Origin of the sequence: Actinoplanes derwentensis (assembly GCF_900104725.1) — a bacterium.
GTDB classification, from domain to species: Bacteria; Actinomycetota; Actinomycetes; order Mycobacteriales; family Micromonosporaceae; genus Actinoplanes; species Actinoplanes derwentensis.
In genome coordinates, this window is record NZ_LT629758.1 from 8457368 (window position 1) to 8470384 (window position 13017).

Annotated in this window: 9 protein-coding genes; 7 read left to right on the plus strand and 2 right to left on the minus strand. The window is 67.3% G+C overall.

Annotated elements, in window-relative coordinates:
- Positions 1-74: 74 nt before the first annotated feature.
- Together BLU81_RS37730 and BLU81_RS37735 are read left to right on the plus strand one after the other, a co-directional pair.
- The gene (locus BLU81_RS37730) at positions 75-1880 is read left to right on the plus strand and encodes a phosphoenolpyruvate carboxykinase (GTP) (protein ID WP_092552526.1); all 1806 of its coding nucleotides are present in this window, start codon (positions 75-77) and stop codon (positions 1878-1880) included.
- Positions 1881-2027: 147 nt separating this feature from the next.
- Complete coding sequence (locus BLU81_RS37735; protein ID WP_092552529.1) at positions 2028-2798, plus strand: isoprenyl transferase; 771 nt, start codon at positions 2028-2030, stop codon at positions 2796-2798.
- A 613-nt stretch (positions 2799-3411) separates the two neighbouring features.
- On the opposite strand, the gene otsB is transcribed toward BLU81_RS37735, so the two are convergent.
- Complete coding sequence (gene otsB / locus BLU81_RS37740; RefSeq protein WP_092552532.1) at positions 3412-4218, minus strand: trehalose-phosphatase; 807 nt, start codon at positions 4216-4218, stop codon at positions 3412-3414.
- A 275-nt stretch (positions 4219-4493) separates the two neighbouring features.
- Between otsB and BLU81_RS37745 the strand changes: the two genes are divergently transcribed.
- The 5 genes from BLU81_RS37745 to BLU81_RS37765 all read left to right on the plus strand — a co-directional run bounded on the left by BLU81_RS37745 (position 4494) and on the right by BLU81_RS37765 (position 9819).
- On the plus strand, positions 4494-5906 hold the full coding sequence (locus BLU81_RS37745) for a PhoH family protein (protein WP_092552535.1): 1413 nt from the start codon (positions 4494-4496) through the stop codon (positions 5904-5906).
- Between the two features lie 221 nt (positions 5907-6127).
- Complete coding sequence (locus BLU81_RS37750) at positions 6128-6841, plus strand: aggregation-promoting factor C-terminal-like domain-containing protein (RefSeq protein WP_092552538.1); 714 nt, start codon at positions 6128-6130, stop codon at positions 6839-6841.
- Positions 6842-6912: 71 nt separating this feature from the next.
- Positions 6913-7689: a S1 family peptidase gene (locus tag BLU81_RS37755; RefSeq protein ID WP_092552541.1), complete on the plus strand. Its 777-nt coding sequence runs from the start codon at positions 6913-6915 to the stop codon at positions 7687-7689.
- Positions 7690-7725: 36 nt separating this feature from the next.
- A complete protein-coding gene (locus tag BLU81_RS37760) occupies positions 7726-8349 on the plus strand; it encodes a rhomboid family intramembrane serine protease (RefSeq protein ID WP_092558210.1) in 624 nt (207 codons plus the stop codon).
- 498 nt (positions 8350-8847) lie between these two features.
- On the plus strand, positions 8848-9819 hold the full coding sequence (locus tag BLU81_RS37765) for an IS30 family transposase (protein WP_231954769.1): 972 nt from the start codon (positions 8848-8850) through the stop codon (positions 9817-9819).
- Positions 9820-11900: 2081 nt separating this feature from the next.
- Here the strand turns inward: BLU81_RS37765 and glpX are convergent.
- Positions 11901-12938, minus strand: coding sequence for a class II fructose-bisphosphatase (gene glpX, locus BLU81_RS37775; protein WP_092552544.1), 1038 nt, complete (start codon positions 12936-12938; stop codon positions 11901-11903).
- Positions 12939-13017: the final 79 nt, after the last annotated feature.

The window sequence follows — 13017 nt, forward strand, 5'->3', positions numbered from 1 at the left end:
CGTGACTCCCGTGACGAGGCCGGTTTGCCCGGCCCTGTCAGTCATAGGTCAGTGCCGACCGAAGGAGCTTCATCTTGTCTCAGCCCCCTACCTCGCATCCCCGCCTGCTGGCGTGGATCGACGAGGTCGCCGCCCTGACCACACCCGACCGCATCGTCTGGTGTGACGGTTCCGAGGCCGAGTGGACCCGTCTCACCGACGAACTGGTCGACTCCGGCGCCCTGGTCCGCCTCGACCAGAAGAAGAAACCGAACTCGTTCTGGGCGCGCACCGACCCGTCCGATGTGGCCCGGGTCGAGGAACGCACCTACATCTGTTCCGACGACGAGGCCGACGCCGGGCCCACCAACAACTGGATGGCCCCGGCCGAGATGAAGCAGCTGATGACCGGGCTGTACCGGGGCTGCATGACCGGCCGGACGATGTATGTCGTCCCGTTCTGCATGGGCCCGCTGGACGCCGCCGATCCGATGTTCGGTGTGGAGCTGACCGACAGCCCCTACGTCGTGGCCAGCATGCGGATCATGACGCGGATGGGCTCAGACGTGCTTTCCTCGATGGGAGCGGACGCGGACTTCGTTCCGGCCCTGCACTCGGTCGGCGCACCGCTCTCCAAAGATCAAACAGACGCCGCCTGGCCGTGCAACGAGACCAAGTACATCTCGCACTTCCCGGAGACCCGGGAGATCTGGTCGTTCGGCTCCGGATACGGCGGCAACTCGCTGCTCGGCAAGAAGTGCTTCGCGCTGCGGATCGCCAGCGTGGCCGCGCGGGACGAGGGCTGGCTCGCCGAACACATGCTGATCATGAAGCTGACCTCGCCGGAGGGTGTCGTCCGCTACATCGCCGGGGCGTTCCCGTCGGCGTGCGGCAAGACCAACCTGGCGATGCTGGACCCGACTCTCGACGGGTGGAAGGTCGAGACCGTCGGCGACGACATCGCCTGGATGCGGTTCGGTGAGGACGGCCGGCTCTGGGCCACCAACCCCGAGTTCGGGCTGTTCGGGGTCGCGCCCGGCACCGACTTCCACACCAACCCGAACGCCATGCGAACCCTGGCCGAGGGCAACTCGGTCTTCACCAACGTGGCCCTCACCGACGACGGCGACGTCTGGTGGGAGGGCATGGGTGAACCGCCCGCACACCTCACCGACTGGAAGGGCAAGGACTGGACACCCGCGTCGGACGCGCCGTCGAGCCACCCGAACAGCCGGTTCTGCACCCCGATCGAACAGTGCCCGATCCTCGCCGACGAATACCACGACCCGCGCGGCGTCCCGATCGACGCGATCCTCTTCGGTGGCCGCCGCAAGACCACCATTCCGCTGGTCAGTGAGGCTCGCGACTGGGTGCACGGGGTCTACCTCGGGGCCACCCTGTCGTCCGAGACCACCGCGGCCGCGGTCGGCCAGGTCGGAGTGGTCCGCCGTGATCCGATGGCGATGCTGCCGTTCATCGGCTACCACGCCGGCGACTACTTCCAGCACTGGATCGACATGGCCAAGGGCGCGTCCGGCGACGCCGCCAAACTGCCGAAGGTGTTCTACGTCAACTGGTTCCGGCGCGGCGACGACGGCCGGTTCCTGTGGCCCGGATTCGGCGAGAACAGCCGCGTCCTCAAATGGGTCGCCGAACGACTCGACGGCAAAGCCGACGCGATCGAGACGCCGATCGGGCACGTACCCACGCCGGAAGCCCTCGACCTGACCGGCCTCGACATCGACCCGGCCGACCTGGCGGCGGTGCTCCGGGTCGACCCGGCCGAATGGCAGGCCGAGATTCCGCAGGTCACCGAGTGGTTCAACCGGTTCGGCGACAAACTGCCGGCGGTCCTCTGGTCGGAGCTGGACGCGCTCAAGGCCCGGTTGGCCGACGCCTAGACCCCCGGCTGGTCCCATCGCGGCAACGGCGCCGCAGTGGGACCAGCCGGTTGGCGGATGCGCGTGATCGCATGATCGGGCGCATCCGCGTAGCAGATGGTGCCGCCCCGCTTGAGCCTCTGGCGGGGGTGGTTACGCTTCAGGGTGATGAGTCTGCGTTCTCTGGTCTACACCTTTTATGAGCGGCGGCTGGCGGGGAAGCTGGCCGGTAAGCCCGTGCCCAAACACATCGGCGTGATGTGCGACGGAAACCGCCGGTGGGCTCGGGAGATGGGGTTCGTCGACCCGAACGACGGCCACCGCGTCGGCGCCATCCGCGTCAAGGATCTGCTGACCTGGTGCGACCAGTCCGGCATCGAGCACGTCACGCTCTACCTGCTGGCCACCGACAACCTGCAGCGAGCGGCCGTCGAGCTGGACCCGCTAGTGAAGATCATCGAGGACCTGGCCACCGAACTCGCCGAAGAGGGCAACCCCTGGCGGCTGCGCATGGTCGGCGCCCTCGACGTGCTGCCGGCCGCCACCGCCGCCCACTTGAAAGCCGTCCAGGAGAAGACCCGCGACCGCTGCGAGGGCGTCGAGGTCAACCTGGCCGTCGGCTACGGCGGCCGCCGCGAGATCACCGACGCGGTTCGCTCCCTGCTCTACGAACACGCGGCCACCGGCGGCACCATCGAGGAACTCGCCGAGATCCTCGACGTCGAACACATCGCCGAACACCTCTACACCCGCGGCCAGCCCGACCCCGACCTGGTCATCCGAACCTCCGGCGAACAGCGCCTGTCCGGCTTCCTGCTGTGGCAGTCAGCACACTCGGAGTTCTACTTCCATGACGCCAACTGGCCCGACTTCCGCCGCATCGACTTCCTCCGGGCCCTACGCTCCTACGCCACCCGCCAGCGCCGCTACGGAGCCTGACCCCACGCCCGCAGGCCACCGGCGAAACTCCAGGCCACCGGTCCCCGCCGACTTACCGCAATTCAAAACCGGCATCTCGTACGGGCCACACCTCCCGCCGAACCCGGAAGTCCCGTACCTACGACGCGAGACAGACGGCCCCTCAGGGCCACCCCGCGCCCGCCGGGCCGAATGCGTCCCTCAAGACCACCCCGCCCACCCACTTCACAGCCACCGCGTTCCCCCGTGGTGAGTTGGGGTGCGGTGCGAGCCGCAGGTCACCACGCCGAGCGTCGTGCGTCGCTGTGTGGTGAGTTGGGGTGCGATTCGAACCGCAGGTCACCACGCTGGGCGCTGTGCCGCGCTGTGCCGCGCTGTGCCGCGCTGTGCCGCGCTGTGCCGCGCTGGCCGCTGTGCCGTGCCGCGCTGCGGCGCGTGGTGAATTGGGGTGCGGGGTGAACCGGAATTTGCCACGTCCGCTGGCCGGTAGCGGTGTGTGGTGGGTTGGGGTTTCCGGGAGCACCGCATTCGGCCCGGCGGTCGCCGGGCGGTCTGGGGTGTCGCGGACGTCGCGTGGTAGCTACGGGACGTCCCGATTCGGCGGGACGTCCCGACTCGTACCAGAGCAAAGGTTTTAGAAACGCCCCAGGCCCTCGGCGAGGAAAGCGGCGACCGCGTGCGGGGATTCCAGGGTCAGGTCGGCGGCTGCCGAGACTTCGGCGCCGGTTTCCGTGTTGGCGACCGCGACGGCCATGCCGAAGAACGTCGGGTCGACTGCCTCGCGGGCCCGCAGAGCATCGAAAGCCTTGATGTCGGACATGTCGTCACCGAAGTACCAGGCGCAGCCGGCATTGCGGACGCTCTCCGTGATGACCATGCCCTTGTCCTGGTCGACCGGGGGTTTCAGCTCGACGACCATGCGGCCGCGCTGGGTCCGCAGGCCCAGGCGCTCGGCCTGCTCGTGCGCCCAGCGCTCGACGGCCGCCGCGTGCTCGGGGGCGGTGCGGTAGTGCAGGGCCACGGAGAGCCGTTTGTATTCGACCAGGATCTCGCCGGGCAGCTCGGTGCGCGCGGCCTCGGACAGGTCGGCCATCGCGGGCACGAACTCGAGGGCGGCCGGGTTGGTGACGATCTCGCCGTCGTGCCAGACCTCCAGGCCGTAGAGGCCGTGCAGATCGACGTTGTCCAGCGTCCCGAACCGGGACCGGAGAAAACTGACCGGACGGGCTGAGACGATCGCCACACGGGCGACCGACTCGGCCAGGCGTGCGAGCACCCCGGGGACGGACGGCACCGGCTGGGAGACATCCGGATCGTCGGTGACCGGCGAGAGAACACCGTCGAAATCGAAGAAGAAAGTCGTGGACGAAGCGCGTGAAGCGGTGAACGCCCACGCGTCGTCAGTGGTCAGCGGGTGGGTAGGACGTTCGCTTTCTGCCACGCAAGCCACAGTACCCGCGGATCACCAGGTTTTATGCCTGACGATTTCGCGTGGGTCGAGCGTCACCCTGGGGTGCCCGATTTTGCGCACTACCGCGGGACGTAGTTGACCGCTAGCGTTTGAGTCATGGCACGGGGTCATCCCGGGCCAGCCGGTCGGCCCGGACCAGCGACGACGTGCGCCACGGAGACTGCGATCCGACTCCGTGCAAGGGCCGGCGACCGGAGGTGGCGGACCGCGGGCGGACCGGGTTGCACGCCCGCTGGAGCAGGCCTGTGACATCTCGCCGTACCGATGCCGGGGTCGACCAGAACCCGGCCGAAAAAGTCTCCAGCAGCACTGCCGCGCCGGGCCGCCGTAGGGCCCGTGACCGGCACGCCGACGCGGAACCCGCCACTGCCGGCAGGGTCTTCGTCCTGGACACTTCGGTCCTGCTTTCCGATCCGGCGGCGTTCCGCCGGTTCACCGACCACGAGGTGGTCGTGCCTCTCGTGGTCATCTCCGAGTTGGAGGGCAAACGTCACCACCCCGAGCTGGGCTGGTTCGCCCGACAGTCGTTGCGGACGCTGGACGAGCTGCGGATCAAGTTCGGCCGCCTGGACCAGCCGGTGCTCTGCAACGACGAGGGCGGCACGCTGCGGGTGGAGCTGAACCACGCTGATCAGAGCGTGCTCCCGCAGGGTTTCCGCAACGACTCGAACGACACCCGCATCCTGTCCGTGGCGCTGGGCCTCGCTGCCGAGGGCCGGGACGTCACGCTGGTCAGCAAGGACATGCCACTGCGGGTCAAGGCGGCCGCGGTCGGCATCACCGCCGACGAGTACCGGCACGGTCAAGCCAGCGACCCCACCTGGACCGGCATGGCCGACCTGGAGCTGTCCGAGGAGCAGGTGGTCTCGCTCTACTCCGGTGACGAGCTGGAGTTGGAGGCGGCGGAGAACCTGCCCTGCCACACCGGCCTGGTGATCCACTCGCCGCGTGGTTCGGCGCTGGCCCGGGTCAACCCGGACAAGTCGATCAAACTGGTCCGTGGTGATCGGGACGCGTTCGGGCTCCGGGGCCGGTCGGCCGAGCAGCGGGTGGCGCTCGACATCCTGCTCGACGAGCAGATCGGCATCGTCTCGCTGGGCGGCCGGGCGGGCACCGGCAAGTCCGCGCTGGCCCTCTGCGCCGGTTTGGAGGCGACGATGGAGCGCAACCGCCACAAGAAGGTGGTGGTGTTCCGTCCCCTCTACGCGGTCGGTGGCCAGGAGCTGGGCTATCTGCCCGGCAGCGAGTCGGAGAAGATGTCGCCCTGGGCGCAGGCGGTCTTCGACACCCTCGGTTCAGTGGCGCACGCCAACGTGATCGAGGAGGTGATGGCCCGCGGCCTGCTCGAGGTGCTGCCGTTGACCCACATCCGTGGCCGGAGCCTGCACGACTCGTTCGTGATCGTCGACGAGGCGCAGTCGCTGGAACGCAACGTGCTGCTCACCGTGCTGTCCCGGATCGGGCAGAACTCGCGGGTCGTGCTCACTCACGACGTCGCCCAGCGCGACAACCTGCGGGTCGGCCGGCATGACGGTGTCACCGCGGTGATCGAGGCGCTCAAGGGGCACCCGATCTTCGCCCACGTGACCCTGACGCGGTCGGAGCGGTCGCCGATCGCCGAGGTGGTGACCGACCTCCTGGAGGAGATTCCGCTGTAAGTCTTCAGTGGGACGCCAGCGTGGCAGCTATGTGCCAGATTTTACTAGAAAGTCTGGTGACTAAAGTCACATCTCCACGCTGGCGTTTCACATCCTCTTCACGTTGGGCCATCGTGTTCGGCGGGCACCTTCCGGCGATCTGATGGGTCGCGGTGCCGGCGGCGAAGGTCCGACCCCGGTCGGGGACCTGCCGCTCATTGCCCCCGACGAAGGGAATCTTCGTGAAGCGGCTCTGGAGCCGGCTCGGAGTGCGTGCAGCGTCCGTTGGAGTTCTCGCGGCGGGTCTGACCGGTGGTGTCTACCTCGGCCAGGACCGTGACGTTCCGCAGCAACAGCAGCAGGTCGCGTCGTCGCAGGCCCTCGCCCAGGCGAGCCAGGACGAGTTGCGGCTGCAGCAGCAGTTGCTGAAGGTGCGCGAGGCCAACCACGCGGCGGACCGGGCTCATCGGTCGGCCGCCGAAGAGGTCGCCGCCGCCAAGGCCGCCAGCAAGGTGAAGGCTGCCGCGTCCAAGGCGTGGACGGCGGAGACCAAGGCCATCGAGGCCAAGAAGGCCGAAGAGGCCAAAAAGAAGGCCGAGGAGGCCGCCGGTCCGGTCGGCTACACCGGTGACATCCCCGAGTCCTGCAACGAGTACAGCGGGAGCCGCGAGATCGGCTGCGCCCTGATGCTCGACGCCGGTTTCGATCTTGACCAGTTCCCCTGCCTGGACAAGCTGTGGAAGAAGGAGAGTGGCTGGAACTACAAGGCCACGAACCAGAGTTCCGGGGCGTACGGCATTCCGCAGTCCCTGCCCGGCAGCAAGATGGCCTCGGCCGGCAGTGACTGGAAGACCAACCCGGCCACCCAGATCGAGTGGGGTCTCGGCTACATCGAGGGTCGTTACGACACCCCGTGTGGTGCGTGGAGCCACTCGCAGAGTGTGGGCTGGTACTAGGTCGTTCAAGCGATGAACGGGGTTGCGCGGCGTTTCGCGTGGCCCCGTTTTTGCTGTGATCCAATGTCCGTATGGTCCGAAAAGCGGCTCTGGCTCTCTTCGTTCTCACGCTGCCGCTGAGCGGCCTGCCAGCGCGGGCCGACGGGGGCCGGGCCCCGGCTCGTGACGTCGTCGGTGGCGATCTTGCCGGAAACGGCAGATTCCCCTGGGCGGTGCGGCTCTCGATGGGCTGTGGCGGTGCTCTGACCGCGCCCCGGGTGGTCCTGACCGCTGGGCACTGCGTCGGGCCGAGTGGACCCAACGACCGGATCACCGTCACCGCGGGCGCCACCGACCTCAAATCCCGGACCGCGATCACCGTCAAGTCCGTCGAGGTCTACCGGTCACCGGACTTCGTCACCGAGACCGCCGGCGACGACTGGGCGGTCGTCCGGCTGGAACGCGATCTCGCGCTGCCGACCCTGCCGATCACCAGCGAGAACGTCGACAAGGGCGAGTTCACCGTGATGGGCTGGGGCCAGACCCGGGAGACTTCCCTGCTGCAGGAGCGGCGTCTGCACTACGCCACCGTGCCGACGATTCCGGACGACGAGTGCGCAGCCGCGTACCGCAAAGCCGGAGTCGAACTGGTCCAAGACGAATCGATCTGCGCCGGCCGGCACGGCGTCGACACCTGTCAGGGCGATTCCGGCGGCCCGATGGTGGCCCGGGACAATACCGGTCGCTGGACCCAGATCGGCATCGTCAGCTGGGGACTGGGCTGCGCCCGCGACGGATATTTCGGCGTCTATACCCAGATCGCCAAGTTTCGCACCGAGATCGCCGAGGCAACCCACCGCCTTTCCTGAGTGGCCGCTTTCAGCTACGCCTGGGACCATCGATACATGGGGTACGGCGGTTGGGCAGCAGACGCACGAGCGGACGAGTCGACAAGATTCGGGACCGACGCTTTCTACGCATCACTGGGCCGCGCGTTCGTGACGATGTGCGCCATCGTCCCGTTCCTGTTCCTGATCGAGGCGATCGACGTCGCCCTGGGCCCCGGCACCCTGGACCTGGCCGGCGGCATCATCCCGCGCTCCACCGAGGGCATCGACGGCATCTTCTTCAGCCCGTTCCTGCACGACGGCTGGGAGCATCTCTACAGCAACTCGATCCCCCTCATCCTGCTGGGCACGTTCGCTCTGGCCGGCGGCGTCCGCCGCTTCATCTGGTCGACAGTCCTGATCATCGCGGTCTCCGGAGTGGGCGTCTGGTTCATCGGCGACCCCCAGACCGTCGTGGTCGGCGCCAGCGGCGTGATCTTCGGCTATCTGGGCCTGATCTTCGCCCGCGGCCTGGTCGAACGTAGCTGGTGGCACTTCGCGGTGGCCGGCTTCATCGGCCTCCTGTACTGGTACCAGCTCTTCAACGTCCTCCCCACCGACCAGCGAATCTCCTGGCAGGGCCACTTGCTGGGCCTGGTAGGCGGCGTCGTGGCGGCAGTCGTCTTCCGCCGAAAATCCTGACCCCTCCTCCGGTACGCTCCACGGCCCCACAACCACACCGGCCAGCCCCGCCCCGTCCCCGCAAGGCAGCCGCGGCTCAAGGCCACCCCGCGCCAACCGGGCCGAATGCGATACTTCCGGCACCCCCAACCCCAGTCCCGCCGCTCCAGCTCCGGCATCTCCGGATCCCAGTCCGCCGCTCCAGCGCTGGCGTCTTCGGATCCCAGTCCGCCGCTCCAGCGCTGGCGTCTTCGGATCCCAGTCCGCCGCTCCAGCGCTGGCGTCTTCGGGTTTCAGTTCCTACGCATCCCCAGCCCTCGCATCCCCCGGTCCGGCATTCCCAGCCCCCGGTATCCCCTGTCCGGCACCTCCAACCCGGCAGGCCCAACTGGCCGCCTGCAGGCCGACGAGTTTCGCCCATGCGTGACAAGCCGCAGCTGGCCACACCGCGGCGAGTTCAGTCAGTCGTAGCATTTGATCTTGATGGGTCGGTGGGACAGGATGCCCGCCGTGCGCAACATGTTGACCCTGGTCGATCGTGAAGAGATCTCCCGTGGCTTGGCCGAGGGCCTGGAATTCAAGGAGATTGCCCGGCTGATCAGCCGGAACCCGTCGGTGGTCTCACGGGACGTGGCCCGCCACGGCGGCCGGGCGGAGTACCGGGCCGTGACTGCGGACCAGTCGGCGCTGACCGGTCGGTTGCGGCCGAAGGCGTACGCGGTCGACCGGTCACCACGGCTGCGGACGGTGGTCACGCAGCTGCTCAAGGGCGGCTGGTCGCCGGCGTCGATCGCGGGCCGGTTGCCGCGCGACTACCGCGACGATCAGGCTGTACGGGTGTCACACGAAGCGATCTACCAGTGGGTCTACGCCCAGCCGGTGTCCGCCCTGGCTCGGGAACTGCTGAAGCTGCGCACCGGCCGGACCGCCCGCCGTTCGGGCCCCCGCCCGGCCCCGGCCCCGCGGATCCGTGAGCCCCGCTACCTCGACGAACGCCCCGCCGAGGTCGAGGACCGGCAGGTGCCCGGCCACTGGGAAGGCGACCTCGTGATCGGCAAGGCCGGCAGGTCCGCAGTCGCGACCCTGGTCGAGCGGACCTCCCGGATGCTGGTCCTGGTCCCGTTGACCGGACGCGACGCGCTGACCGTCGGCGACGCGGTGATCGCCGCCGCCGGAACGCTGCCGCCACAGATCGCCCGCTCGCTGACCTGGGACTGCGGCTCCGAGATGGCCGGACACGCACGGATCACCGCCGCCGGGCTGCCGGTCTACTTCGCCCGCCCGCACTCACCATGGCAGCGCGGCAGCAACGAGAACGCGAACCGCATCCTGCGCGAGTACTTCCCGAAAGGCGTCCCGATCACATCAGATCCGAAATACCTGGCAATGGTGGCTTCCGAAATCAATGACCGACCCCGTAAGATCCACAATTGGAAGAAGCCCTCCGAGATATTCGCCGAACTCGTAGAGGCAAATGCTTCGACTGCCTGAATCTGCCCGCAGCTGGCCACGGGAGCCATGTTGATTTGCGGTTCGATCCGCCAAGACCGCGAAATCAAGAGCTTTTGTCTGACAGCAACACCAGCACGGGTGGTTGATTTCCCCCGAGGTCCGCTGCGCTGCGGAGCGGCGGAGTGGTCGAGGCCAGCGGCTGTCGACATTCGAACTTTCAAGAAGCGTCAATGGAACGTTTCTCGGCGGCTAGGTGGAGACGTGCCGAAGATTCTTCTCAAAGCGGCTGCCTAATTTTTCTGAACAGGGCGGCGAGGGGAATATCTGCGGCCAATTCAGGGGCGGTGGCGACACCGATTCCCCGAACACGAACCACCTCATGCCGGCTACCGCGATGTCTGGCTTCCTTCAGTCATACCACTCTCAGAACTCTCCGCACGAAGCACAAATGATCCGACGAAGACCTGAATGGTTGTTCGCCGGCCATCGCGCAATGACCACCACGGACACGGTCGCCCGGAAACACGCCGAGTGTCACCGTGACCGAAACCCGACCGGCACCATACTCATTCAATAAAGACCCACCCCGGCCCGATCGAACCAGCGACGTTCCCAACCGAGGACCGACCGGCGCAAGAACGAACCGCGCCCGTCCACCAGTGCCTGCCGCCCGTCGAGCGGAAGCCCCGAACCGCAGCCCCGAGACCGAAGTCGCAGTCGCTACCTGAGCAACTACCGAATCGCAGACCGGAGGCCCCAGCTCCGGCTCCGGCCCTACCTCGGCCTCTAGCTCCGACTCAGATTCCAAGTGCGACTTGGATTCCAGCTCCAGCTCGGGTTCCGGCTCAGGCCCCAGCTTTGGTTCCGGGTCCTGCTCGGGTTCCGGCCCTGGCTCGGGTCCCAGTTCCGGGGCCGCTTTTAGCTCCGGCGGCGGTGTGGAGAGAGTCTGCGGAGTCGGCTGAACAGGCTGAGCAACTGCCACATCGCAGGTCGGGGGCTCCATCGCCATCGCCATCGCTGGTTTCATCGCCATTGCTGGTTTCATCGCCATTGCTGGTTTCATCGCCATTGCTGGTTCCATCGCCATTGCCGGCTTCAGCTCCGATGGTGGTGCGGGCGGAGTCGGCGGAGCGAGAGAAGCCAGCCACTCGCGATCCTCGTTGGAGAGGGACATGAATTCGCTTGCACGGATGCGGCGAAGTTTCTCGGCGTGGCGGAGTTGAAGCCCCCAAGCGCGACGCCTCTCGTGATCGCGACGAAACTCGTCGCGATCAGGACAATAGTTCTTCGACTTGGTCCGATCGCGCATTCCCGCAACGCTGAACAGTGCTGATTGGCTCATACATAAATTCTCCCGAAGTCCCGTAGGAAACTGTAAGAGGAGGATCGTGCCAAACTGTCGAACTTTCCAATCGGGAAGCGGTCGCATTCCTGGACGTAGGATGCCGTTGAGGTAGCTGCGGAGCTACCGTTATGTCGGTTTTTGTGAATGAGGAAGATTTGGGCGAGAGCCCGACGCAATCGCATATCCAGTCATGCTCGACGTGACTGAACAGACTCGCCGAATCCGCGGCGGTGATGTCTATTCCGCGTAGGTATCGACCGCTCAAAGGGTGTGGCCGGTCAGGGGGAATCCTTGAATACGCGAAGTCGTTCGATCCGCAGCTCAACTGGCCGCAAGCCGCAAGCCGCAAGCCGCAAGCCGCAAGCCGCACGCAAGCAGGAGCCGCAAGCCGCACGCAAGCAGGAGCCGCAAGCCGGGAGCCGGGAGCCGGGAGCCGAGGGGCGGTGGAGAGGAGCGCGGGGTGGCGCGGCGCGGTGCGGGGTGGCCTTGGGGTCGCATTCGGCCCGGCGGGCGCGGGGTGGCCCTGACCGGCGCCTGCCTCGCGCGGACGAGGCAGGGCGGGCCGGTGTGGTTGTGGGGCCGTCTGGCGTACCGGCGCGTGGTGGTCCGGACCTGCGACAGCCCGGACCGGATCGCACGCGTCGGAAGATGGGAACGTCTGCGTCAGGAGACAGGATCCCCTGCGTCAGGAGAAGGGATCCCCTGCGTTGGAAGATCTGCTCCGCTGTGGTCGATCGCTGTGGTGGATCGGACCGGATGGAGGGCTGGGGCTGGGTTAGAGGATCGGCTCGCCCATCGGGACCGTCGGGAGGTGGCCGTCGAAGTCGACCGCTGAGTAAAGGGCCAGTTTCTCCAAGCGGTGGTAGGAGTCGATGACCCGGATCGTGCCGCTCTTGGAGCGCATCACGATGGACTGGGTGTGGGCGCCGCCGGCGCGGTAGCGGACGCCTTTGAGTAGGTCGCCGCTGGTTACGCCGGTGGCTACGAAGAAGCAGTTGTCGCCGGTGACCAGGTCGTCGGTGCTCAGGACTCGGTCCAGGTCGTGGCCGCCGGCGATGGCCTTCTCGCGTTCGGCGTCGTCTAGGGGCCACAGTTTGGCCTGGATCGTGCCGCCTAGACACTTCAGGGCGCATGCTGCGGTGATGCCCTCGGGGGTGCCGCCGACGCCCATCAGCACGTCGACGTCAGTCTCCAGGCTGGCTGCGGCGATGGCGCCGGCGATGTCGCCGTCCGAGATGAACTTGATGTTGGCTCCTGCGTGCCGGACCTCTTCGACCAGTTTCGAGTGGCGTGGCCGGTCCAAGATGCACACCGTGACGTCGGAGACGCTGGAGCGTTTGGCTTTCGCGATGCGCCGTAGGTTCTCCTTGACGCCGGCGTTGATGTCGACGACGTCGGCGCAGTCGGGGCCGACCGCGATCTTGTCCATGTAGAAGACGGCGCTCGGGTCGAACATGGCGCCCCGCTCGGCGACCGCGAGCACCGCGATCGAACCGGGCATGCCCTTGCTCATCAGTGTGGTGCCGTCGACCGGGTCGACCGCGACGTCCACCTCGGGGCCGGTGCCGTCGCCGACTCGTTCGCCGTTGAAGAGCATTGGCGCTTCGTCTTTCTCGCCTTCGCCGATGACGACGACGCCCTGCATCTGGATCGAGTTGATGAGCTTGCGCATGGCGTCGACGGCGGCACCGTCACCGCCGTTCTTGTCACCGCGGCCGACCCAGCGGCCGGCGGCCATCGCCGCGGCTTCGGTCACACGGACCAGGTCGAGGGCGATGTTGCGGTCCAGATCCTGAGGGACTCGGGCTGGCACGGGCGGCCTCCTCGCGACGTTGCGGGGCTAGGTGCCGACTGGCCGGTCACCCGAGGTGATCAGCGAGCCGGAGCCTAGA

Excerpts from the sequence above, each read along its gene's own strand:
- BLU81_RS37735 (WP_092552529.1), top strand. The coding sequence starts at position 2,028 with ATGAGTCTGCGTTCTCTGGTCTACACCTTTTATGAGCGGCGGCTGGCG.
- BLU81_RS37765 (WP_231954769.1), top strand. The coding sequence starts at position 8,848 with ATGTTGACCCTGGTCGATCGTGAAGAGATCTCCCGTGGCTTGGCCGAG.
- BLU81_RS37755 (WP_092552541.1), top strand. The coding sequence starts at position 6,913 with ATGGTCCGAAAAGCGGCTCTGGCTCTCTTCGTTCTCACGCTGCCGCTG.
- BLU81_RS37760 (WP_092558210.1), top strand. The coding sequence starts at position 7,726 with ATGGGGTACGGCGGTTGGGCAGCAGACGCACGAGCGGACGAGTCGACA.